Origin of the sequence: Nocardiopsis ansamitocini (assembly GCF_030268225.1) — a bacterium.
Classification (GTDB): domain Bacteria; phylum Actinomycetota; class Actinomycetes; order Streptosporangiales; family Streptosporangiaceae; genus Nocardiopsis_D; species Nocardiopsis_D ansamitocini.
In genome coordinates this window covers 101,607-124,099 of the sequence record NZ_BSQG01000006.1, presented here as the reverse complement: position 1 = coordinate 124,099, position 22,493 = coordinate 101,607, and the positions used below count along the sequence as shown (strand labels likewise).

General features: G+C 68.7%; 20 protein-coding genes. 3 read left to right on the top strand and 17 right to left on the bottom strand.

Going from position 1 to position 22,493, the window contains the following annotated elements:
- Positions 1 to 168 precede the first annotated feature (168 nt).
- A complete protein-coding gene (locus tag QSJ59_RS17740; protein WP_285760727.1) occupies positions 169 to 669 on the top strand; it encodes a GNAT family N-acetyltransferase in 501 nt (166 codons plus the stop codon).
- A gap of 116 nt (positions 670 to 785) precedes the next feature.
- Positions 786 to 1,538, top strand: a complete 753-nt coding sequence (locus QSJ59_RS17735; protein ID WP_285760726.1) for a MerR family transcriptional regulator — start codon at positions 786 to 788, stop codon at positions 1,536 to 1,538.
- An 82-nt stretch (positions 1,539 to 1,620) separates the two neighbouring features.
- On the opposite strand, the gene QSJ59_RS17730 is transcribed toward QSJ59_RS17735, so the two are convergent.
- From QSJ59_RS17730 to msrA, 3 genes are all read right to left on the bottom strand, one after another.
- Positions 1,621 to 2,823, bottom strand: a complete 1,203-nt coding sequence (locus QSJ59_RS17730; RefSeq protein WP_285760725.1) for a damage-control phosphatase ARMT1 family protein — start codon at positions 2,821 to 2,823, stop codon at positions 1,621 to 1,623.
- Positions 2,824 to 2,997: 174 nt separating this feature from the next.
- Complete coding sequence (locus QSJ59_RS24430) at positions 2,998 to 3,276, bottom strand: VapC50 family PIN domain-containing toxin (RefSeq protein ID WP_475472250.1); 279 nt, start codon at positions 3,274 to 3,276, stop codon at positions 2,998 to 3,000.
- 114 nt (positions 3,277 to 3,390) lie between these two features.
- Positions 3,391 to 4,059, bottom strand: a complete 669-nt coding sequence (gene msrA / locus QSJ59_RS17725; protein ID WP_285760724.1) for a peptide-methionine (S)-S-oxide reductase MsrA — start codon at positions 4,057 to 4,059, stop codon at positions 3,391 to 3,393.
- 266 nt (positions 4,060 to 4,325) lie between these two features.
- Between msrA and rarD the strand changes: the two genes are divergently transcribed.
- Positions 4,326 to 5,270 (top strand): EamA family transporter RarD, encoded by a 945-nt coding sequence (gene rarD, locus QSJ59_RS17720; protein ID WP_285760723.1) that lies wholly within the window; start codon positions 4,326 to 4,328, stop codon positions 5,268 to 5,270.
- 55 nt (positions 5,271 to 5,325) lie between these two features.
- Here rarD and QSJ59_RS17715 read toward each other — a convergent pair whose 3' ends face one another.
- The 14 genes from QSJ59_RS17715 to QSJ59_RS17650 all read right to left on the bottom strand — a co-directional run bounded on the left by QSJ59_RS17715 (position 5,326) and on the right by QSJ59_RS17650 (position 22,476).
- A complete protein-coding gene (locus QSJ59_RS17715) occupies positions 5,326 to 6,294 on the bottom strand; it encodes a PRC and DUF2382 domain-containing protein (RefSeq protein ID WP_285760722.1) in 969 nt (322 codons plus the stop codon).
- A gap of 214 nt (positions 6,295 to 6,508) precedes the next feature.
- Complete coding sequence (locus QSJ59_RS17710; protein WP_285760721.1) at positions 6,509 to 6,934, bottom strand: PRC-barrel domain-containing protein; 426 nt, start codon at positions 6,932 to 6,934, stop codon at positions 6,509 to 6,511.
- Positions 6,935 to 7,157: 223 nt separating this feature from the next.
- Positions 7,158 to 8,162 carry a polyprenyl synthetase family protein gene (locus QSJ59_RS17705; RefSeq protein ID WP_285760720.1) on the bottom strand — a complete coding sequence of 335 codons (1,005 nt, stop codon included), beginning with the start codon at positions 8,160 to 8,162 and terminating at the stop codon, positions 7,158 to 7,160.
- A 138-nt stretch (positions 8,163 to 8,300) separates the two neighbouring features.
- Positions 8,301 to 9,962: an NADH-quinone oxidoreductase subunit NuoN gene (nuoN, locus tag QSJ59_RS17700; RefSeq protein ID WP_285760719.1), complete on the bottom strand. Its 1,662-nt coding sequence runs from the start codon at positions 9,960 to 9,962 to the stop codon at positions 8,301 to 8,303.
- A complete protein-coding gene (locus QSJ59_RS17695; RefSeq protein ID WP_285760718.1) occupies positions 9,959 to 11,524 on the bottom strand; it encodes an NADH-quinone oxidoreductase subunit M in 1,566 nt (521 codons plus the stop codon). Before QSJ59_RS17695 ends, nuoN begins: the two co-directional genes overlap by 4 nt.
- A 57-nt stretch (positions 11,525 to 11,581) precedes the next feature.
- Positions 11,582 to 13,528: an NADH-quinone oxidoreductase subunit L gene (nuoL, locus tag QSJ59_RS17690; RefSeq protein WP_285760716.1), complete on the bottom strand. Its 1,947-nt coding sequence runs from the start codon at positions 13,526 to 13,528 to the stop codon at positions 11,582 to 11,584.
- Positions 13,529 to 13,538: 10 nt separating this feature from the next.
- On the bottom strand, positions 13,539 to 13,838 hold the full coding sequence (nuoK, locus tag QSJ59_RS17685) for an NADH-quinone oxidoreductase subunit NuoK (RefSeq protein WP_285760715.1): 300 nt from the start codon (positions 13,836 to 13,838) through the stop codon (positions 13,539 to 13,541).
- Positions 13,838 to 14,731, bottom strand: coding sequence for an NADH-quinone oxidoreductase subunit J (locus tag QSJ59_RS17680; protein WP_285760714.1), 894 nt, complete (start codon positions 14,729 to 14,731; stop codon positions 13,838 to 13,840). The genes nuoK and QSJ59_RS17680 overlap by 1 nt, the downstream gene beginning before the upstream one ends.
- Positions 14,728 to 15,285 (bottom strand): NADH-quinone oxidoreductase subunit NuoI, encoded by a 558-nt coding sequence (gene nuoI, locus QSJ59_RS17675; protein WP_285760712.1) that lies wholly within the window; start codon positions 15,283 to 15,285, stop codon positions 14,728 to 14,730. Before nuoI ends, QSJ59_RS17680 begins: the two co-directional genes overlap by 4 nt.
- A complete protein-coding gene (gene nuoH, locus QSJ59_RS17670; RefSeq protein WP_285760711.1) occupies positions 15,278 to 16,630 on the bottom strand; it encodes an NADH-quinone oxidoreductase subunit NuoH in 1,353 nt (450 codons plus the stop codon). Before nuoH ends, nuoI begins: the two co-directional genes overlap by 8 nt.
- Positions 16,627 to 19,113, bottom strand: coding sequence for an NADH-quinone oxidoreductase subunit G (locus tag QSJ59_RS17665; RefSeq protein ID WP_285760710.1), 2,487 nt, complete (start codon positions 19,111 to 19,113; stop codon positions 16,627 to 16,629). The genes nuoH and QSJ59_RS17665 overlap by 4 nt, the downstream gene beginning before the upstream one ends.
- A complete protein-coding gene (nuoF, locus tag QSJ59_RS17660; RefSeq protein WP_285760709.1) occupies positions 19,113 to 20,429 on the bottom strand; it encodes an NADH-quinone oxidoreductase subunit NuoF in 1,317 nt (438 codons plus the stop codon). Before nuoF ends, QSJ59_RS17665 begins: the two co-directional genes overlap by 1 nt.
- Positions 20,426 to 21,178 (bottom strand): NADH-quinone oxidoreductase subunit NuoE, encoded by a 753-nt coding sequence (gene nuoE / locus QSJ59_RS17655; RefSeq protein ID WP_285760708.1) that lies wholly within the window; start codon positions 21,176 to 21,178, stop codon positions 20,426 to 20,428. Before nuoE ends, nuoF begins: the two co-directional genes overlap by 4 nt.
- Positions 21,175 to 22,476, bottom strand: a complete 1,302-nt coding sequence (locus tag QSJ59_RS17650; RefSeq protein WP_285760707.1) for an NADH-quinone oxidoreductase subunit D — start codon at positions 22,474 to 22,476, stop codon at positions 21,175 to 21,177. The genes nuoE and QSJ59_RS17650 overlap by 4 nt, the downstream gene beginning before the upstream one ends.
- Positions 22,477 to 22,493 lie beyond the last annotated feature (17 nt).

Genomic DNA, 22,493 nt, shown 5'->3' with positions numbered 1-22,493 from the left:
CGCGGAGCACGCGAGGCAACGCCCTGTCCGCACCGCCGGGGGTCGGGGCGGGTGCGCGCCCTGCGCCGGGCGCGCCGGACACCACCGGGCTGATGGACGCGGACGCGGTGCACGGACGGCTAGGGTCTGGCCAGACACCCCGTACCACCCCCGAAGGAGCCCTCCCCCGTGTCCGCTCGCACCACCGGCCCCATGATCAGACCCGCCACCGCCGAGGACGGCCCGGCCCTCACCCTCATCGACATCGCGACCTGGTCCCCCCGGATCTCGCCCGGCCCCCCGTGCCGCGAGGACGCGGACTTCTTCGGCCCCCGGGTGGCGGTCGCCGACGTCCTGGTGGCCGAGGCGGACGGCCGAGTGGCGGGCTGGATACGCCTGACCCAGGTCTTTCCGCTGGAGAGCGCGGCACGTACCCAGGAGATCGGGGGCCTTGCGGTGGATCCGGCCATGCAGGGGCGCGGGATCGGCCGGGCACTGGTGGAGGGCGCGCGCGAGCTCGCGCTGGCGCGAAAGGCACGCAAGCTGACGCTAAGGGTGCTGGGCACCAACGACCACGCGATGGCGCTGTACCAGTCGGCGGGCTACGAACCGGAGGGTGTGCTGAAAGGGCTGTTCTTTCTCGACGGCCAGTACGTGGACGACGTGCTGATGTCTTTGGACCTGCGCTGACCCGGCCCGTGCCGTGATTGTCCCGGAGGCGGGGGAAGCAGCTTGCACCTGACGCGACGTCAGGTCCTAGCGTCGGTGGCGCCGCCCCGCGTGGGGCGGCGCGAGGAGGAACGGGCATGGCCGCGCACAACGGCGGACAGACGTGGAAGGTCGGGGAGGTGTCCCGGCTGACCGGGTTGACCGTGCGGACGCTGCACCACTACGAGCACGTGGGCGTACTGGTGCCGTCGGCGCGGACGGAGTCCGGGCACCGGCTGTACAACTGCACCGACGTCCAGCGTCTCTACCAGGTGGTCGCGCTGCGCGACCTCGGTCTGGACCTGGGGACGGTCGCGACGGTGCTCGCCGGCGAGTTGGACATCACCGTCGTCCTGGGCGAGCACCTGGACCACGTGGAGCGCCGGCTCACCGCGCTCATGTCGCTGCGGTCGCGGTTGGCCGCCCTGTTGGCCGCGACCCGGTCGGCGGGCACGCCCGGCCCGATCGAACTCCTCGCTCTGACCGAAGAGGTGATCAGGATGGAAGAGACGACGAAGCGGTACTTCTCCCCGGAGCAGCTGGCCGCGCTGGAGACCCGCCGCGAGCAGGTCGGCGAACAACTCGTCACCGAGGTGCAGGCCGAGTGGCCCCGGCTCATCGCCGAGGTCCGGACCGAGCTGGACGCGGGCACCCCTGCGGCCTCCCCCAGGGTTCAGGCCCTGGCCAAGCGGTGGATGGAGCTACTGGAGGCGTTTCACGGCGGCGACCCCGGTCTGCGCGACTCGCTGTACCGGATGCAGGCGGAGAACAGCGAGGAGATCCGGCAGCAGTACGGCGGTCCGACACCGGAGCTGATCGCCTACGTACAGGAGGCGGTGGAGGCGTCCTGAGAACCGGGAGGCGGGCGGCCCCGCCCCTGGCGCGACCACGTATCGGGGCCGCCCGCCCTTTCCGGGGGTGCGCCGGCCCCCACTACCCCCGGAGCTGCACGAGGGCGTGGGTTCCACTGGAGCGCCAGGCCGGGCCGCTTTCGTCCAGAGCGGCCACTGTCGCCCGATCCAACCCCGTCACGACGTCGGACTTGAGGGTGCGCAACGCGGCGACCGGACCGGGGAAGTAGCCGGTGGCGGTGGCGAAGGACGTCGTCGGCGCCCAGTAGCGATCGCCGACCAGGCGCCGGTAGTTCAGGTCGCCCTTCATGATCGTCAGCGAGGCCGCGGCGAAGTCGGCCGCGAGGTCCTCGGGCATCTCCTGATAGGGCAGCGGCGCGCAGGAGAACGCGTGCGCCCGCACACGCAGGCGGCCCTGTTCCATGGCGCGCCACAGCCGCGTTCCCACGTCGTACGCCTGTCCTTCACGAGCACACAGGTGGCGCAGCGAGTCGAGGACATCGGCCGTGGTCGCGTCGGAAACGTAGTACGGGTGCGGCTTGACGTGCAGCACGACCTCGGACGCGCGCCCCGTGGCCAGGAGGTCGTCGAGCAGCACCAGGTCGGGCAACAGTTCCCGGCCGGCGTTGTCGGCCACCAGGCAGACCCGTCCGCCGGAACCCTCGTCGAGCAGGTTCCAGAAGCGTTCGGTGGCGTCGGCGACCAGACGGGACTTCTCGGCGTCCACGCCGTGGGCCCCCTCCTGGAAGCTGAGGTCGGCTCGGTTCCCCCACAGCGACGACCGGAGCAGGACGTCGGCTCGCTCCCGCGGGTCCAGCCCGGTGAGGGTGTCCAGTGCCCGGATCTCGGCGGCGGTTTCGGGGCCGGCCAGCTCGGCCCGTTTGAACGGGGCGAAGGGGTCGACGCCCCTCCAGGGGCCGGGGCCGAAGTATCCGGAGGCGTCCAGAAGGAGCCGGTAGAAATAGCTTTCCGCCCACAGGAACGGGGCGTGCAGCAGGGACGTCCCGATGTGGCGGGCGATTCCCCAGTCCTGCCAGGACCGGTGGTCGTGTGCGTCCGCGCCGATCGGCTCGACGACGCCGACGTCGAGTTGGTCCAGCAGCGCCGCGAAGCGGTCCCGCCGTTCGGGGGAGAACGGGAAGGCGTCGCGCACCTTGCGGACCAGGGCGGGGTTGCGTTCGCGCATCACCCGCCAGGCGAACGAGCCGGGGACGTCACTGGTGATCACCGAAGCGTCGTCGGGGATCTCGGCCGGACCAGGGGGCGTGGGCGTCGCGTCGGGCATGGTCCCTCCACCGGTTCTCGTAGTCGAAAGGCGACGAGCCGACGCTATCGCCGGCACCGGCCGGGCCGACGGAACACGCGGGCGCGGCGACCCTGATCGCCCCTGTCGGCACGAGACCACCCGGTTCCTCACCGCAGGGCCCTCTGTTCGTACCGACACTGTCAGCAGGGGCGTCTATTCACCCGACTGTAGTTCGGCCACGGCTCGAAGTAATCCGCTTCGTTCCAGACGTGACAGGACGTCGTCAACCGTTCCAGGAGGGTTGCGCCACGAGCCGGCGATCTGGCGGACGCAGGACCACACGACTTTACGATCCAGGTGGATCTGGTCCACGATGAAATCGTCCGGGCTCCTGGCATGGACATCCCAGTCGGCAAGTGCGGATCGGGGAAAATCACGCAGGTTGGACGTGACAACCACTTGGGCCCGGCACGCCAACGCGCAGCAGAGCATCGCTGTCGTTACGATCGCACTGGCAACGGCCCGTACCGGCCCTCGTGGCGCCCTTCCCGATCCTGCGCCGTCCGCCACCGTCGAGGACGGGTACCGGCCGGACGGCGCAAGGGGCTATCCGTCGGTGCGCGCCACCCCGATCGGGCAGACCGCACCCGTGCCGCCGACACCGCAGTAACCGTTGGGGTTCTTGGCATCGGACAGGTACTGCTGGTGGTAGGGCTCGGCGAAGTAGAACTCGCCCGCCGGCACGATCTCGGTGGTGATGGGCCCGTATCCCGACGACGTCAGGGCCGGCTGGAAGGCGTCGCGCGTCGCTTCCGCGGCCTTGCGCTGGTCCTCGCCGCGGTAGAGGATCATCGAGCGGTACTGGGTGCCGGCGTCGTTGCCCTGACGCATTCCCTGGGTGGGGTCGTGCCCCTCCCAAAAAACCTTGAGCAGGTCTTCGTAGGAGGTGAGGCGTGGGTCGAAGACAACGCGTACCGCCTCGGTGTGACCTGTCCGCCCGCTACAGACCTCCTCGTAGGTGGGGTTGGCGGTGTACCCGCCCGCGTAGCCCACGGCCGTGGTGATGATGCCGTTCTGCTGCCCCAGACGCCAGAAGATCCGTTCGACGCCCCAGAAGCACCCCATGCCGAACTCGGCGATCTGGGCGCCCTCGGGGTACGGGCCGGCCGGCGGGGTGTCGAGGACCTCGTGGTGATCGGGAACCGGCATCCGCGTGTCCCGACCGGACAACGCGTCGGCCTGGTCGACCATCGTTTTCTTCATGAACCCGAACATGCTTTCAGCCTAGTCGGGCTGTCCACCGCGCCCACGCGCACGGCGCCGCGCGGAGACGGCCCGGAGCGGTCCGGGCCGCTGCCCGGGGCCACGTGATCCGCCGAACCGGAAACACCTCTCGGGAACGGTCCTCCTTCTGGTGGGACGCACGACGGCAACAGCGTTTCGTCGAACCCGGTGACCTGCGTCTCCCTATTCCGCACTAAAGAGAACACTTAAGCAAAATTAATTACTCATAGCACGATAATTCCAATAATCTGAATCATGTGTCTGAACTCAATAAGGGCGTCGCTTACGGGGTGAGCGCCTACCTGCTGTGGGGCATCGTCCCCCTCTACTGGCCGTTGGTCTCCCCCTCGGGGTCGCTGGAGATCCTCGCCCAACGGATGATCTGGTCGCTCGTCGTCGTCCTGGTGGTGCTCGCGGCACGACGGCACTGGCGATGGGTCCTAGGGGTACTGCGCAGCCCCAGACAGATGCTGTTGCTCACCTTGGCGGCAGTACTGATCGCACTCAACTGGGGCGTTTTCATCTACGCCGTGAACAGTGGAAACACTCTCCAGGCAGCGCTGGCCTACTTCATCAACCCCCTGGTGAGCGTCTCCATGGGGGTCCTGGTGTTCTCCGAACGGCTGCGGGTCACCCAGTGGGTGGCCGTCGCGCTGGGCGGCGTCGCCGTCGTCGTCTTGGCCGTCGACTACGGGTCGCTGCCGTGGATGGCCCTCACCATGGCCCTGAGCTTCGCCTTCTACGGGCTGGTGAAGAAGTTCGTGCGTCTGGACGGGGTCGAGAGCCTCACCGTCGAGACCGCCGTACTGTTCCTGCCCGCGTTGGCGTTCGCGGTGTTCCTGGAGGTCGACGGAACCGGGACGTTCCTGAGCATCTCACCGGCCCACTCGGCGCTCCTGGCCGGTGCCGGGCTGGTCACCGCGGTCCCGCTGATGCTGTTCGGTTCTGCGGCGCATCGGATTCCGCTCAGCCTGGTCGGACTGTTGCAGTTCATCGCGCCGGTGCTGCAGTTCCTGGTTGCCTGGCTGATCTTCAACGAGACGATGTCGCCTGGCCGATGGATCGGGTTCTCGATCGTGTGGGCGGCCCTGGCGCTGTTCGCCGTGGACATGATCCGGCACACCCGGCCGCTCAAGACAGCGGCGGTGCACACCGATCCCGTTCCGGAGGAGCCCGCGGAGATCACCGTGGAACGGCGCTGATCCCGTGTCCCGGGGTCGGGGCCACCGACCAGGCCCCGGCCCCGCGGACGGACGGTCAGGCGCCGTCGCGCCATCCGGGCTCGTCGTCGTCGCGCTCGACCTCGATGTGCTCCTTGCGCAGTTCGCCCTGGACCCGCTGCTCCTCGGTCACCTGCTCCTTGGAGATGCGGATCTTCTCCACGGGGACGGTCTTCTTGGAGACGACCGCGCGCTCCTCGTGCAGGATGATGTCCTGGTCGTCGGCCTCGATCCGGGCATCGGCCGCGGCGATGTCGGCCTCGGTGACCGGCTCGCGCTCGATCCGCAGTTCCTCGTGGGTCACCGGGACATCGCGTTCGAAGTGTTCGGTCTCCACTGACTTGTGCACGTGGGCCCGACCGCTCTCCCGGCTCTCCACTCCCACCTGGGCCTGCTCTTCCGAGCGGGTCATGAAGGTGTCGCCGTAATCCGACTCGCGGGCACGGGCGGCCTCTCCCATGCGGGCGTCTTCGCGCATGTGGGCGTCGTCCCGCATGTCGGCGGCCCCGGCCATCGGCATCGCGGCCATGTCATCGGTCCCCGCCGTGCCGGCGGGCCCGGTCCTCTCCTCGTCGATGATCCCGGCCGTGCCCGGCGTCTCCGCCATCCCCTCGGTGTCGGCCGTCTTCACTCCTGCGGGTGCGCCACTGGCGTGTCGACCGCCTTCGGTGTCGGCGCGCTGGCCCGGCACCGAGGGACGGACCCCGTAGTGGCGGTAGAGTTCGGCCTCTTCATCGCGGGAAAGGTGCCGCCCCGCCTCGAACCGCGGGGAGTCCTTGATGAGGTCCTTGTCGAAGGGGACCATCAGGTCCTCGCCCGCGGCTTGTGCACCTTCCAGCGGCACGAAGCTCTCGTGCATCCCGAAGAAGCCGGTGTGCACGGTGACCCACCTCGGAGTCTGGGTCTGGTCGTCGAAGTAGACCTGACCGATCTTGCCGACATTGCTGCCCTCGCGGTCGAGCAGTCGGTGGTCGATCAGCTCCCGGACTTCGAGCTTCGGTGCCATGGAAATCAACTCCCCTGATCGTCGTCCCGCCTGCGGCGGTCCCTGCTGACATCACCACCAGGACCGGTCGTAACAGCAGGTCAGAGTACGCCCTACCCGACGAGTTGCGGAGAATCCACGAATTGCCCGACCCATGCCCAGAACGAACGGAGTCATGACCGTCGCGTGCGGCGCCGGACCACGGAAGCAGTGGCCGGCGCCGCACGCGGGCGTCTCACACCTGGGGCTGGTCGTACGACGGAGCGGCGAAGGGCCCCCGGGGCTGCTGGGGTACCTTGGCGTGCCGGCCGCGCGGCGCGAAGTGGGTCGGCATCGGCTCGGGCGGGTCGGGCTGGATCCCGTAGTGCCGGTAGATCCGGTCCTCGTCGGCCACCGAGATGTGCTTGTCGATGGGAAAGATCGGCGCGGTGGAGATCAGGTCCTTGGCGAAAGGGACCCGTAGCGCGTCGCCGACGGCCTGGGCTCCCCGCAGGGGAACGAAGTTCTCGCCGTGGCGAAACATCCCCCGGCTCACGGTGACCCACCGGGGAACGTCGGTCTGGTCGTCGAAGTAGACCTGGCCGATCCGCCCCACTTTCACCCCCTTGCCGTCGACCAGACGAAGCCCGATTAGCTGCTGTGCCCCCAGATGCCCCACCACGGTTGATCACACTCCCCGTTCCGACCGGCTGTCCCCTGATGACCCCACAAACGATCATCACCCTTAGTCATATGAGACTACTCACCGTTAGGACAACTTGCCCGACAGGGCACGACGCAGGCATTACCCGGAATATGCAAAGAATGGGGATCGCGGTTACCGAAACGGCGCGGCCGGCGGGGAGTCGCTCCCCGCCGGCCGCGCCGTCGTACATCCGGGTGGATCAGCCGCTGCGCTCGATGACGTAGTCGCACAGCCCCTCGAACGCTTCGCGCGCAGGCCCGGCCGGAAGCGTGGCGAGTTCGGTCCGGGCCTTGTTCGCCCAGTCCTCCAGATAGGTGCGGGCACTGCGCATTGCCGGGTGGGCGCGCAGCAGGCCGAGCGCTTCCTCCGCCTCGGTGTCGTCGAGAGGACGCCCCAGCAGGGAGCGCAGACGCTCGTGCTCGGGAGCGGTGTCGCGCAGCGCATAGAACATCGGCAGCGTCAGCACCCCCTCACGCAGGTCGGTTCCCGGGGTCTTGCCGGACTGATCGGTCTCGCTGGCGACGTCCAGGATGTCGTCGGACAGCTGGAACGCCATGCCGAGCGCGTCGCAGGCCTTGGTGATGGTGTCGATCACCTTGGGGTCGGCGTCCCCGAACATCGCCCCGAAACGCCCCGAAGAAGCGATCAGTGAAGCCGTCTTGTCCCCGATGACCTGGAGGTAGTGCTCCAGGGGGTCGACCCCTCCCCTCGGCCCTGCGGTCTCCAGGATCTGGCCCTGCACCAGTCGACCGAACGTCTGGGCCTGCAACCGCACCGCGTCGGTTCCCAGGTCGGCCAACATCTCGGAGGCCCTGGCGAAGACGTAGTCACCGGTCAGGATGGCGATCGAGTTTCCCCAGCGGCGATTGGCGCTGGCCTCGCCCCTGCGCAGTTCCGCCTCGTCCATGACGTCGTCGTGGTAAAGCGTGGCGACGTGGGTCAACTCGACGACCGCCGCGGCCGGGATCAACTGCGGGTTACTCGGGTCGCCGAAACGCGCCGCCAGCAGAACCAGGGTCGCCCGGAACCGCTTGCCTCCGGCCGACAGCAGGTGCGCCGCCGCCTCGTTCAGCAGTGGATCGCTGGCCTCGACCGTCTCGCGGAGAAGGTCCTCAACTTGTACCAGATCCGCCTGAATCTCCTGGGCGAGCGCGTCGTCGACGGTCGGCAGGGTCAGGAACCCGCTCGGGACAGCACCGCTCACCTGAAAGCTCCACCTGTCAGCAGGGCGCGCGATATGCCCATATCGGACGTACCGCGCGCTCTCGGGATGAACATAAACCGATCTAGAAGCTATCCGACGCTGCCCCAACCGCCAAAGCCGCCATCGGATTCCTCCTGTCTACCGAACGAACATGTCCCCCGGAACCATCCCCGCTTCGGCAGGTTGTGTACCGTTGACCGCCTCGGGAACCGGCTGCGGGACCAGATTGTCCAGTACCGGTCCGGGGAAGACGCCCAGGATCAGCGTGGCGGCCACACCGACGATGATCGCCGTTCCCGTGAGGGCTCCGGGCTTGAGCACCTTGGGCGCGCTCTCCGCGGGGTCGGCGAAGAACATCAACACGATGATGCGCACGTAGAAGAACGCGGTCACCGCGCTGCTGAGCACACCCACGATCACCAGTGGGGTGGCCCCAGCCGCGACCGCTGCCTCGAACACCGCGAACTTGCCGATGAACCCGCTGGTCAGCGGAATTCCGGCGAACGCCAGCAGGAACAGGGCCAGCGAGCACGCCAGGAATGGGGACGTGCGTCCGAGCCCGGCCCATTGAGCCAGCTCGCCCGCCTCGCCCCCGCCCTCGCGGGCACGGACCAGGGTGACAACGGCGAAGGCGCCGATCGTGGTGAAACCGTAGGCGGCGAGATAGAACATGGCGCCGGCCAGACCCTCGGGGCTGGCTGCCACGACCGCGGTCAGGATGAAGCCGGCGTGCACCACCGAGGAGTAGGCCAGCAGGCGCTTGACGTCGCGCTGCGTCACCGCGATGGCCGCCGCCACCACCATGGTGAGGATGGCCACGACCCACATCATCGGCCGCCACTCCCACACCGCGCCGCCGAAGGCGACGTAGAAGACCCGGAGCAGGGCGCCGAAGGCCGCGACGAGCGTGCAGGAGGCCATCAACGCGGTGATCGGGGTCGGGGCCCCCTGGTAGACGTCGGGCTTCCAGTTGTGGAAGGGAACCGCACCGACCTTGAAGAGCAGGCCCACGGCGATCAGGGCGATCCCGATGAGCAGCAGCGGCTCGCCGTTCTCGATCGTCCCGGCCCCGCCCGCGCCGATCGCCTCGTGCACCGCGCCGAACTGCACTGAGCCCGCGTAGCCGTAGACCATGGCGATACCGAAGAGGAAGAACGCCGAGGAGAACGCGCCCAGGAGGAAGTACTTGAGCGCGGCTTCCTGGGAGAACAGACGACGCGTGCGGGCGAGTCCGCACAACAGGTAAAGCGGCAGGCTCATCACTTCCAAAGCGATGAACATGGTGAGGAAGTCGCCGGCGGAGACGAACAACTGCATACCGAGGACCGCGAACATCACCAGCGGGTAGACCTCGGTGTGCTGGGAGCCGGCGAGGCGGTGCTCGGCTTCCTCCCCGCTCCCCGGCACGGTGGCCGCCTGCGCGGCGAAGGCGCTCTCACCGTCGCGGTGTTCGGCGATCAAGAGGAGGCTGACCAGGGCGAGCACCAGGATGGTGCCCTGGAAGAACAGGGCCGGACCGTCCACCATGACGGTGCCGAACGCGATCGCGACCCCGGCCTCCGGCCCGGTCACCGCCCCGACCTGGAGCACGGTCAGCACGAATGCCGCGAGCAGTCCCAGACCGGCCAGCCACAGCTGGACGATCCGACGCTTGTCCTTGGGGGCGAACGCCTCCACGGCGACCCCGATGACACCGACCGCGAAGACCACCAGCATCGGTGACAAGAGGCCGTAGTCGATCTCGGGAGGTTCGGTGATGACCGCGGGGGCCGCGAGCACCGAGAGACTCAGCGGGCTCATTCGCCTGCTCCTTCCTGGCCGTCGGCCTGGTCGACGCCCAGCTCGGGGGCCGGGTCACTGACACCGACCTGCTGCATGGTGCCTTCGACCGCCGGGTTGATGACGTCCAGCAACGGCTGGGGGTAGACGCCGAAGAGAATGATGACCGCGATGAGCGGACCGACCGCGAACTTCTCCCGCAGGGAAAGGTCGCTGATGTGGGCCAGTTTCTCCCTGACCGGTCCGGTCATGGTGCGCTGGTACATCCACAGGATGTAGAGCGCGGCCAGGACCACGCCGACGGTGGCGATGATCGCCGGCACCGGGTTGAAGGCGTAGGTACCGACGAAGACGAGGAACTCGCTGACGAAGGGTGAGAGCCCCGGAAGCGCCAGACTGGACAACCCCGCGATCAGGAACATGGCGGCCAGGACCGGGGCGACCTTCTGCACGCCGCCGTAGTCCGCGATGGCCGCGGAACCGTTGTTGCGGGCGATGAGGAAGCCCACGACCAGGAACAGCGCGCCGGTGGAGAAACCGTGGTTGACCATGTACAGGGCCGCACCGGACTGCGCCTGGGAGGTCATCGCGAAGATGCCCAGTGTGATGAATCCGAAGTGCGACACCGAGGTGTAGGCGATGAGCTTGAGCATGTCGCTCTGCCCGATCGCCACGACGGCCCCGTACACGATGCTGACCAGGCTGAGAACCACGACCGGCCAGACGAACCAGGTCGCCGCCCCGGGGAAGAGCTCCAGGCAGTAGCGCAGCATGCCGTAGGTGCCCACCTTGTCCAGCACGCCCACGAGCAGGACGGCGGTGCCGGGACGCGAGCTCTGCGCCGCGGTGGGAAGCCAGGTGTGCACCGGCCACATGGGCGCCTTGATCGCGAAGGCGATGAAGAAACCGAGGAACAGCCAGCGTGCCGTGGCCGGGTCGATGCCGGCGAGCAGCCCGTCGGAACCCACGAGTTCCGACCACAGGAAGGTGCCGTTGCCGGCCTGGGCGCTCAGCGCGTACACGCCGATCACCGCGACCAGCATCAGCAGACCGCCCAGCAGGCTGTAGAGCAGGAACTTGACCGCTGCGCGGCGACGCCCCTCTCCCCTGCCGTAGCGCCCGATCATGAAGTAGACCGGGATCAGCATGGCTTCGAAGAAAACGTAGAACAGGAAGACGTCGGTGGCCGCGAAGACACCGATCATCATCGCCTCGAGGATCAGGATGAGGGCGAAGTAGCCCTTGCCCTCGTCCTCGGTGCCCTGTTGTTCCTTCCAGGCGGCCAGTACCACCAGCGGCACCAACAGCGCCGAGAGGCCGATGAGCACCAGGGCGATGCCGTCCACGCCCACGGCGTAGTGCACGCCGAAGCGCTCGATCCAGACGTGCGTCTCGGTGAACTGGAAGCGCGGCCCGTCGGCTTGGAAGTTCAGCGCCATGGCGCCGACGACGGCGAGCACCGCGAGCGTGAAGCCGAAGGTGACCCGCTTCGCCAGTTCACCCTGCCCGCGCGGGAGCAGTGCGACGATCAGCGCGCCCACTGCGGGCAGCGCGATCGCGAGTGTCAACCAGGGGATGGTCATGTGTAAATCCTCACCTGCCGGTCAGGGGTGCGGCGCGGGGAGCGCGAGTGCGCAAAGCTAGGCAAAGCTCACTCCCAACGTGGTCGCAACGACGATGGCGGCGCCGAACAGCATGGTCAGGGCGTAGCTGCGGGCGAACCCGGTCTGGGTGAGCCGCAGCCCCTCGGAACTGCCCTTGACCCAGCGGGCCACCCCGTTGACGAGACCGTCCACGACGGAGTTGTCGAAAGCCGTCGACGCCTTGGTGAGCACCAGGCCGGGGCGCATGAACAGGCCCTCGTTGACGGCGTTCCCGTAGAGCTCGTTGCGGGCGGCGACGGTGACGAAATTGCCCTTGGGCGCGGCCCCGGGCACGTCGGCCCGGGCATAGCGCACCCAGGCGAAGGCCACGCCGGCCAGCATGAGCGCCAGGGCGATCAGCGAATAGGGGCTGAGCACCATGTGCGCGAGATCGAACTCGTGGTGCGGCGCCCCCACGACAGGGGCGAGGAACTGGGCGAGGGTGTAGTTGAACACCAGGAGCGCGCCCAACGCGACCGAACCGACGGCCAGCACAATCATCGGCACCGTCATGGACATCGGCGATTCGTGCGGGTGCGCGTCCTCGGCCCAGCGCTTCTTGCCGAAGAAGGTCATGAACATGATCCGCGACATGTAGAACGCGGTCAGCCCGGCCCCCAACAGCGTCGCCCAGCCGAGGATCTGGCCGGTGACGCCGCCGGAGTCGAAGGCGGCCTGGATGATGCCTTCCTTGGTCCACCAGCCGGACAGGAACGGCACCCCGATGATCGCCAGGTAACCGAGCCCGAAGGTGGCGAAGGTGATGGGCATGGCCGAGCGCAGGGCGCCGTACCTGCGCATGTCCACCTCGTCGTTCATGCCGTGCATGACCGATCCGGCGCCCAGGAACAGCCCGGCCTTGAAGAAACCGTGCGTGACCAGGTGCGCGATGGCCGCCGCGTAGCCGATGGGACCGAGGCCCGCGGCGAGGACCATGTACCCGATCTGGCTCATGGTGGAGCCGGCCAGGGCCTTCTTGATGTCGTCCTTGGCGCAGCCGATCGCCGCACCGGCCAGCAGGGTGGCGGCACCCACGATGGTCACGACCAACTGGGCGGTGGGTGCGGCCTCGAAGATGGGACCGGACCGCACGATCAGGTAGACGCCGGCGGTGACCATGGTCGCGGCGTGGATGAGGGCCGAGACCGGGGTCGGGCCCTCCATCGCGTCCAACAGCCACGCCTGGAGCGGGAGCTGGGCGGACTTGCCGCACGCCCCCAGCAGGAGCAGGAGGCCCACAGCGGTCATGACGCCCTGGCCGGCACCGGGGGCCGCCTCGAAGAGGGGGCCGAAGGCGACGGTGCCGAACGTCGTGAACAACACCATGATCGCGATCAGCAGACCGATGTCACCGACCCGGTTGATCAGGAACGCCTTCTTGGCGGCGACCGCCGCAGAGGGCTTGTACTGCCAGAATCCGATGAGCAGGTAGGACGCCAGGCCGACGCCCTCCCAGCCCAGGAAGAGCAGCGCGTAGTTGTCGGCGAGGACCAGGACGAGCATCGCCGCGACGAACAGGTTGAGGTAGGCGAAGAAGCGCCGACGACTGTCGTCGTGGGCCATGTACCCCACCGAGTAGATGTGGATCAGCGATCCGACACCGGTGATGAGCAGCACGAAAGTGATCGACAGCGGGTCCAGCAGCAGGCTGACGTCGGCGGAGAACCCGCCGACCTCGATCCAGCGATAGACCTCGACGACGCGGCTGCGGTCGGCGGGAGCATAGGAGAGCAACGCGAAGAGGCTGGTCACGGCCCAGGCGAAGCTGGCCAGCGACATGGCGATCGCGAGCCAGTGCCCCCACGTGTTGGTGCGCCGGCCGCCCAGCAGCAGGATCGCCGCTCCCAGCAGGGGGAACGCGATCAAGAGCCAGGCATAGGTGTGAACGGCCCCGTCGGCCGCGGCTGTCACCGCGGTCGCCTCGGCGGCCAGGTATGACGTCATGGCAGCCGCCCTAGTTCTTGAGCAGGTTGGCGTCGTCCACCGACGCGGACCTGCGGGTTCGGAAGATCTGCATGATGATGGCCAGGCCGACCACGACCTCGGCCGCGGCAACCACCATCACGAAGAAGGCGATCACCTGTCCCTCGATGCCGCCGTGGATGCGGGCGAAGGAGACGAAGGCCAGGTTGCAGGCGTTGAGCATCAGCTCCACGCACATGAAGACGATGATCGCGTTGCGTCGCACCAGGACGCCCACCGCGCCGATGGTGAACAGGATCGTCGCCAGGAGGATGTAGTTCATCGGGTCCATCAGCCCTTGCCCTCCTGTTCTTCGCTGCCGCCGTCGAGGCGCGCGTCGGGATCCTGTTCGTCGCGGTGGTGGCTCTCCTTGGACCATGTGGAGTCCGCGGCGCTGCCGGGAGTCGCTCCCACCGTGAAGCGCAGGTCCTCCGGTACCTCGCGCTGCTCCTCCGGGGCCCGGGCGGCGAGCACCGGGTTGAGGGAGAGCTCCGAGACCGAGCCGTCCGGCAGCAGGGCCGGCATGTCGATCGCGTTGTGCCGGGCATAGGTACCGGGACCGGGCAGGTTGGTCGGGTGGTCACCGCGGATGCGGTCCTGCGACATCTGGCGCTGGCTGCGCCGGCGCTTGAGGCGCGTCGTGTGGGCGAGCACCAACGCCCCCAGGACAGCGGTGATCAGCAGCGCGCCCGTCGCCTCGAAGGCGATGATGTAGCGGTAGATGATCTCGCTGGCGATCCAGGGGATGGAACCTCCTGCCGCGGCCACCCCGGCGGCGAGGCCGACCGGGGTGCCCACCGTGATGGTGGCCAGGCCGCCGACCAGGGGGACGAGGAAGGCCAGAGCGACGACCGCGGTGAGGAGTCGCTGCCCCTTGATCGTCTCGACCAGGGAGTCCGAGGAGCTCACCCCGATGAGCATGAGGACGAACAGGAAGAGCATCAGGACCGCGCCGGTGTAGACGACGATCTGGACGACCATCAGAAAAGGTGCCTGGTTGATGCCGTAGAAGACCGCGAGACCGATCATGAAGACGGCCATCATCAGCGCCGAGTAGACGGCCTTGCGGCTGAAGACCACGCCGAGCGCGGCGAGCACCACGATGGTGCCCAACACGTAGAAGGCCCCGGTCTCGCCGCCGCCGATGGCATCGGTCGCCGCGGCCTGGAGGGGGAGGACGGTCACTGGGCGGCCTCGCTGTCCTGCTCGCCCGAGTGGGCCGCCGGCACGGTCACGTCGTCGCGACCCAGCCGGTAGTAGTCCTCCTCGGTCTCCCCGAGGCGCATGGCGTGCGGGGGCTGCTCCATGCCTTCGTACAGCGGCGCCAGCAGCTGCTCCTTGGTGAAGATGAGGCTCTCGCGGCTGTCGTCGGCCAGCTCGTACTCGTTGGTCATCGTGAGCGCGCGGGTCGGGCACGCCTCGATGCACAGCCCGCACAGGATGCAGCGCAGGTAGTTGATCTGGTAGACGCGACCGTAACGCTCACCCGGGGAGTAGCGGTCCTCCTCGGTGTTGTCGCCGCCCTCGACGTAGATGGCGTCGGCTGGGCACGCCCAGGCGCACAGCTCGCAGCCGATGCACTTCTCCAGGCCGTCGGGCCAGCGGTTCAGCTGGTGACGCCCGTGGAAACGGGGCATCGTGGGCGCCTTGACCTCGGGGTACTCAATGGTCGGCACCTTTTTGAACATGGTGTGAAAGGTGACGCCGAACCCTTTCACGGGATTGAGCCACTCAAGCACCGGTAACCTCCTCGCGCTTTTGGGCCGGGACCGGCTGGAAACGGGGTTCCTCCGCGGCGACGCTGCTTCCGTAGTGCGCAGCTGTCATGGGTGGCACGGGGAATCCGCCGTGCATGGGGTCGTCGCGCTTGGCCTGTCGTTCGGCGGCCATCTCCGCGGCCTCCTCCTCGCGGGCCCGCTCCGCGGAACGCCCCCAGGCGAGCAGCCCGGCGACGACCAGCAGGAAGAAGACGCCGATGACGATGACGGTCACGTAGGGCGGGTACTGCTCGTTGCGCAGGACCCGGATCGTGGCGACCGCGGTGATCCAGACGAGCTGGATGGGGATGAGGACCTTCCAGCCCAGCGCCATGAGCTGGTCGTAGCGGACGCGGGGCAGTGAACCGCGCAGCCAGATGAACAGGAACATGACGAACAGGAACTTGCCGAGCCACCACAGTGCCGGCCACCAGCCCTCGTTGGCACCGGCCCAGAAGGTGGTGATCGGCGGGGGTGCGTGGTAGCCGCCGAGGAAGAGCGTGACGCTCACCGCGGCGACGGTCACCATGTTCACGTACTCGGCGAGGAAGAACATCGTGAACTTCATCGAGGAGTACTCGGTCATGAACCCGCCCACGAGTTCGCCCTCGCCCTCGGCGAGGTCGAAGGGCAGCCGGTTGGTCTCGCCGACCATCGTGATCAGGTAGATCACGAAGGACGGGAAGAGCACGATGGCGTACCAGACGTGCTGCTGCGCCTCGACGATCCCGGAGGTGCTGAGCGTTCCCGCATAGATGAAGACCGCCACGAAGGACAGACCCATCGCGATCTCGTAGCTGATGACCTGGGCCGAGGCACGCAGACCGCCGAGCAGCGGGTAGGGGGAGCGGGAGGCCCAACCGGCGAGGACGATGCCGTACACGCCGATGGAGGCCGTGGCCAACACCAGTAGCACCGCGACCGGGAGGTCGGTGAGCTGTAGGCGGGTCTCGACACCGAACATCGTGACCTCGGGCCCGATGGGGATGACCGAGAAGGCGATGAACGCGGGGATCGCCGCGACCATCGGCGCCGCGATGTAGACGACCTTGTCCACGCTGCGCGGGATCAGGTCCTCTTTCAGCGACAGTTTGATGCCGTCCGCCAGGGACTGCAGCAGACCCCAGGGGCCGAACCGGTTGGGCCCGTGCCGCTGCTGCATCCGACCCATGACCTTGCGATCGGCCATGATCATCATCAGCACGCAGACCATGAGGAAGACGAAGATCCCCAGGGCCTTGATGAGTACGATCCACCAGGGATCGTTGCCGAACGCCTCGAGGCCGGGTTCGGCGGCCAGTTGGCTGGCCGACTGCAACGCCGTCACTGCACGCTCCCAGCACTCGTCGGGGTCTGGTCGGCCGTGCCGTCGTCGACGGCCAGGGAGACGACCGCTCCGGCCCCCGCCCCGAGATCCCTGCGGGCGGAGCATCCTACGGCGTTGGCCGGGAGCCAAACGACCCTGTCGGGCATCTCGGTGAGGATGGCGGGCACGACGACCGATCCGATCGGGCCCGAGACCCGCAACAGGCCGCCGTCGGAGAGGCCGATCTCGGCGGCGGTGGCGGCGGAGAGCCGCGCCACCGCGGGGCGCGCGGTACCGGCCAGGTAGGGCTCACCGTCCTGCATCCGCCCCTCACCCAGCAGCTGGCCCCACGTGGAGAGCACCGCCTCGCCGGCCTCCGGGACGACGGCCTGCTCGGCGCGTGCGGTCGGGGCGGGGACCCGCGTACCGGACCAGCCCCCGAGCTCGGCGAGCTCGCGGCGGGCGGCGGCGGCGTCGGGCAGACCGAGGTGGACGTCCATCTCGTCGGCGATCGCCGCGAGCACCCGCAGGTCCGAGAGCAGACCGGGGATCTTGAGCGCGTCGCCGAAGGGTCGGCCACGGCCTTCCCAGTTCACGAACGTCCCGGCCTTCTCCGCGACGGCGGCCACCGGCAGCACCACGTCGGCGCGGTCGGTGACGTCGCTGGCGCGCAGTTCGATGCTGACGATGAACGGCACCCGGTTCAGGGCCGCGCGGGCGGCCGCCGGGTCGGGCAGGTCGTCGAGGTCGACGCCCGCGATCACCAGTGCGTCGAGCTCACCCGCCGCTGCGGCGGCGAGGATCGCGTCGGTGTCGCGTCCCGGCGTCGCCGGGAGGTCGGCCACCGACCAGAGCCGGGCGACCTCGGCGCGGGCCCCGGCGTCGGCGACGGGGCGTCCCACCGGCAGCAGGTTGGGCAGGGCACCCGCCTCGACCGCACCGCGTTCACCTGCCCTGCGCGGGATCCAGGCCAGGCGCGCGCCGGTGGCGTCGGCGAGCCGGACCGCGGCCGAGAGCGCACCGGGGATCTCGGCGAGACGCTCACCGGCAAGGACGACCGCACCCGGTTGGCGCAGCGCCTCAAGGGTGTCGGGTGCGACATCGGCGAGGGCGTCCAGGGTGCGGGGCTCGTCGCCGGGTGCGGTGGGGATCAGGGTCCCGTTGGTCTTGGCCAGGCCGCGGCTGGCGAAGGCCGACACCGCGAACACGCGGGTGTGGTTCTTGCGGGCGGCCTTGCGCAGCCGCAGGAAGACCACGGCCGCCTCGTCCTCGGGGTCGAAGCCGGCGAGCAGGACGGCGGGGGCGTTCTCCAGGTCGGTGTAGGAGACCTCGATACCGGTGCCCGCGACCCGCGCCGCGATGAACTCGGCTTCCTCCTCGGAGTGCGCGCGCGCCCGGAAGTCCACGTCGTTGGTGCGCAGCGCGGTCCGGGCGAACTTGGCGTAGGCGTAGGAGTCCTCGAGCGTCAGCCTGCCACCGGTGAGGACGCCCACCCGGCCACGGGCCTCGCGCAGTCCGGCGGCCGCGGTCCCCAGTGCTTCGGGCCAGGAGGCGGTCTCCAGGGCACGGCTGTCCTCGTCGCGCACCAGCGGGTGCTTCAGGCGGTCGGACCGGGTGGCGTAGGTGAACGCCCACCGCCCCTTGTCACAGTTCCACTCCTCGTTGACCTGCGGGTCGTCCCCGGCGAGGCGGCGGGTGACCTTGCCGCGCCGGTGGTCGGTGCGCAGCGAGCAGCCGGCCGAGCAATGCTCGCAGACGCTGGGTGTGGAGACCAGGTCGAAGGGGCGCGAACGGAACCGGTAGGCCGCCCCCGTGAGCGCGCCGACCGGACAGATCTGCACGGTGTTGCCGGAGAAGTAGGACTGGAAGGGCTGCCCCTCGGCGATGCCGACCTGCTCCTTGGCGCCGCGCTCCAGCAGTTCGATGAAGGGGTCGCCGGCGATCTGCGCAGAGAAGCGGGTGCAGCGGGCGCACTGGATGCAGCGCTCGCGGTCAAGCAGTACCTGGGTGGACAGCGCGACGGGTTTGGGGAAGGTCCGCTTGACGTCGGTGAAGCGGGTCTCGCCCTGCCCGTTGGCCATGGCCTGGTTCTGCAGCGGGCACTCACCGCCCTTGTCACAGACCGGACAGTCCAGCGGGTGGTTGATCAGGAGGAACTCCATGATCCCGCGCTGGGCCTTCTCCGCCACCGGCGAGGTGAGCTGGGTCTTGATGACCATGCCCTCCATGACGGTGATGGTGCACGATGCCTGGGGTTTGGGCATTCCCCGACCGTTTCCGGCGTCGGGGATCTCCACCAGGCACTGGCGGCAGGCCCCGACCGGGTCGAGGAGCGGGTGGTCGCAGAACCGGGGGATCTGGATGCCGAGCAGTTCGGCGGCCCGGATCACCAGGGTGCCCTTGGGGACCTTGACCTCGAAGCCGTCGATGGTGACGGTGACGAGGTCCTCCGGAGGCACCGCGGGGCTGCTCCCCCCCGAGGGGGTGTTGGTCGTGACTGTCATCAGGCGTCCTCTTCCACGGACTCGCTCGACCAGCGAGTGGTGCGCTGGTAGGGGAAGAGCTCCCAGGCGGGGGTGTGGGTCCCCGCGATGAACTCCTCCCGGAAGTACTTGATCGCCGAGGTCACCGGGCTGGTGGCGCCGTCCCCGAGCGCACAGAAGGAGCGACCGAGCAGGTTGTCGCAGATGTCGAGCAGCTTGGCGACGTCCTCCTCGGTGCCCTTTCCCGCCTCGATCCGGCGCAGGACCTGGGCCATCCAGAAGTTGCCCTCGCGGCAGGGCGTGCACTTGCCGCAGGACTCGTGGGCGTAGAACTCGATCCAGCCGCGGACCGCCCGGACCACCGAGGTGGTCTCGTCGAAGATCTGGAGCGCCCGGGTGCCCAGCATCGACCCGGCGGCCCCCACTGACTCGAAGTCCAGGGGGGTGTCCAGGTGGGCGTCGGTGAAGATCGGCGTGGAGGAACCGCCCGGCGTCCAGAACTTGAGGCGGTGCCCGTTTCGGACCCCACCGGCCATGTCCAGGAGCTCGCGCAGTGTCACCCCCAGCGGCGCCTCGTACTGGCCGGGTCGGGTGACGTGCCCCGACAGCGAGAAGAAGCCGAATCCGGCAGATTTCTCGGTGCCCATGGAGGTGAACCAGTCGGCACCGTTGGCGACGATGCTGGGCACGCTGGCGATCGACTCGACGTTGTTCACCACGGTCGGCGAGGCGTAGAGCCCGGCGACCGCCGGGAACGGGGGCTTGAGGCGGGGCTGGCCGCGGTAGCCCTCCAGGGAGTCCAGCAGGGCGGTCTCTTCACCACAGATGTAAGCGCCCGCTCCGGAGTGCACGACCACGTCGAGGTCGAAGCCGCTGCCGAGGATGTCCGTGCCGAGCAGCCCGGCCTCGTACGCCTCGGCGACGGCGTGGCGCAGCCTGCGGATGACGTGCAGGACCTCGCCGCGCACGTAGACGAAGGCGTTGCGGCTCTTGATCGCGTAGGAGGCGATCGCGATTCCCTCGACCAGCGCGTGCGGATTGGCCAGCAGGAGCGGCATGTCCTTGCAGGTGCCCGGTTCGGACTCGTCGGCGTTGACGACGAGGTAGCGCGGGTTGGGGTTGTCCTTGGGCAGGAACCCCCACTTCATGCCGGTGGGGAAGCCCGCACCGCCACGGCCGCGCAGTCCGGACGCCTTGACCAGGTCCACGATGGCGTCGGGCTCCATGCCCAGCGCGGTACGCAACGCCTGGTAGCCGCCGTCCTCACGGTAGGCGGCGAGGGTGAAGGAATCGGGACGGTCCCAGTTCTTGGACAGGATCGGGGTCAGCGTGGTCACTTGGCACCGTCCTCGGTGGCCGGGGCGGCCGCGGGCAGGTCCGCCGGGTCGGGGGCCTGCCAGCCGCGTTGGCGGGCCAGCTCAAGGCCGGCCAGCGAGGGCCCCGATGCCTGTACGCCTTCGGTGGCGCGTCCGTCGTCGATACCGGCCAGTACCCGGGACGCCTGTTTCCAGGTGCACACGCTGTTCGCCCCGCGGGTGGGGGTGACGTCGTTGCCCAGTCGCAGGTCGTCGACGAGCCGGCGTGCCGACTCGGGCGTCTGGTCGTCGAAGAACTCCCAGTTGACCATCACGACCGGCGCGAAGTCGCAGGCCGCGTTGCACTCCAGGTGCTCCAGGGTGACCTTGCCGTCCTCGGTGGTCTCGTCGTTGCCGACGCCCAGGTGCTCCTTGAGGGAGGAGAAGATCTCGTCCCCGCCCATGACCGCGCACAGCGTGTTGGTGCACACGCCCACGTGGTAGTCGCCCACGGGGCGGCGCTTGTACATCGTGTAGAAGGTCGCCACCGCGGTCACCTCGGCGGTGGTGATGCCCAACTGGTCGGCGCAGAAGGCGATGCCGTCGACGGAGACGTACCCCTCCTCCGACTGCACCAGATGCAGCAGCGGCAGCAGGGCCGAGCGCTCCTTGGGGTAGCGGGAGATGATGTCCTTGGCGTCGACCTCCAGCCGGGCAAGGGCCTCTCCGGTGAAGACACTCGTGCGGGCGGCCCGCTCCTCGGATGCCTTGGGGGTCTCTGGCGTACTCATCGGTCAACGCCTCCCATCACGGGGTCGATGCTGGCCACCGCCGCGACGACGTCGGCCACGGTGCCGCCTTCGCACATGGCCGCGACCGCCTGGAGGTGGGTGAACGAGGGGTCGCGGAAGTGCAGACGGTAGGGACGCGGGCCACCGTCGCTGACCGCGTGGCAGCCGAGTTCGCCCTTGGCGCTCTCCACCGCCGCGTACGCCTGCCCCGGAGGGACCCGGAAACCCTCGGTGACGAGCTTGAAGTGGTGGATGAGGGCTTCCATGGAGCCGCCCATGATGTGCGCGATGTGGGCGGGCGAGTTGCCCATGCCGTCGGCGCCGATCGCCAGCTGTGCGGGCCAGCCGATCTTGGCGTCCTCGATCATGACGGGGCCCGGCTGGAGCTTGTCGAGGCACTGCTCGACGATCTTGAGGCTTTCCTCGATCTCTGCGACGCGGACCCGGTACCGGGCGTAGACGTCGCAGCCGTCGGACACCGGCACGTCGAACTCGTAGTTCTCGTAGCCGCAGTAGGGCTTGGCCTTGCGCAGGTCCCAGCCCAGGCCCGACGAACGCAGCAGCGGGCCGGTGATACCCAGCGCCATGCAGCCCGCGAGGTCCAGGTAGGCGACGTCTCGGGTACGGGCCAGATAGAGCGGGTTGGCGTCCAGGAGCTTGCGCATGTCGGTGAGCCGCTTGGGCATCTCCACCAGGAGCTCGCGGATCTTGCCGACCGCGCCGGGGGGCAGGTCCTGGGCGAGGCCGCCCGGACGGATGTAGGCGTGGTTCATCCGCAGGCCCGTGACCATCTCGAAGATGTCGAGGACCATTTCGCGTTCGCGGAACCCGTTGGTCATGATGGTCGTCGCGCCCAGCTCCATACCGAACGTGGCCATCGCGACGAAGTGCGAGGACATCCGGTTGAGCTCCATCATGAGCACGCGGATGACGCTGGCCCGGTCAGGGATGCGGTCGGTGACGCCGAGCAGCTTCTCCACCGCGAGGCAGTAGACGGCCTCGTTGAAGATCGGCATGAGGTAGTCCATGCGGGTCACGAACGTGGTCCCTTGGGTCCACGTCCGGTACTCCATGTTCTTCTCGATGCCGGTGTGCAGGTAGCCGATGCCCACCCGCGCCTCGGTGACGCTCTCGCCGTCGAGGGTGAGGATGAGCCGGAGCACACCGTGCGTCGAAGGGTGTTGGGGCCCCATGTTGACGACGAGGCGGTCGGTGTCCGCGCGCTGGGCCGCTGCGACGACCTCGTCCCAGTCACCGCCGCTTGCGTCGACGTAGGTTTCCGTCGGGGTCGTACTCATGGTCGCGCTCCCCTCCT

What these genes read in the sequence shown, in the direction of transcription:
- QSJ59_RS17735 (WP_285760726.1), top strand. Translation starts at nt 786, where the DNA reads ATGGCCGCGCACAACGGCGGACAGACGTGGAAGGTCGGGGAGGTGTCC.
- QSJ59_RS17730 (WP_285760725.1), bottom strand. Translation starts at nt 2,823, where the DNA reads ATGCCCGACGCGACGCCCACGCCCCCTGGTCCGGCCGAGATCCCCGAC.
- QSJ59_RS24430 (WP_475472250.1), bottom strand. Translation starts at nt 3,276, where the DNA reads ATGCTCTGCTGCGCGTTGGCGTGCCGGGCCCAAGTGGTTGTCACGTCC.
- msrA (WP_285760724.1), bottom strand. Translation starts at nt 4,059, where the DNA reads ATGTTCGGGTTCATGAAGAAAACGATGGTCGACCAGGCCGACGCGTTG.
- QSJ59_RS17715 (WP_285760722.1), bottom strand. Translation starts at nt 6,294, where the DNA reads ATGGCACCGAAGCTCGAAGTCCGGGAGCTGATCGACCACCGACTGCTC.
- nuoN (WP_285760719.1), bottom strand. Translation starts at nt 9,962, where the DNA reads ATGAGCCCGCTGAGTCTCTCGGTGCTCGCGGCCCCCGCGGTCATCACC.
- QSJ59_RS17695 (WP_285760718.1), bottom strand. Translation starts at nt 11,524, where the DNA reads ATGACCATCCCCTGGTTGACACTCGCGATCGCGCTGCCCGCAGTGGGC.
- nuoL (WP_285760716.1), bottom strand. Translation starts at nt 13,528, where the DNA reads ATGACGTCATACCTGGCCGCCGAGGCGACCGCGGTGACAGCCGCGGCC.
- nuoK (WP_285760715.1), bottom strand. Translation starts at nt 13,838, where the DNA reads ATGGACCCGATGAACTACATCCTCCTGGCGACGATCCTGTTCACCATC.
- QSJ59_RS17665 (WP_285760710.1), bottom strand. Translation starts at nt 19,113, where the DNA reads ATGACAGTCACGACCAACACCCCCTCGGGGGGGAGCAGCCCCGCGGTG.
- nuoE (WP_285760708.1), bottom strand. Translation starts at nt 21,178, where the DNA reads ATGAGTACGCCAGAGACCCCCAAGGCATCCGAGGAGCGGGCCGCCCGC.
- QSJ59_RS17650 (WP_285760707.1), bottom strand. Translation starts at nt 22,476, where the DNA reads ATGAGTACGACCCCGACGGAAACCTACGTCGACGCAAGCGGCGGTGAC.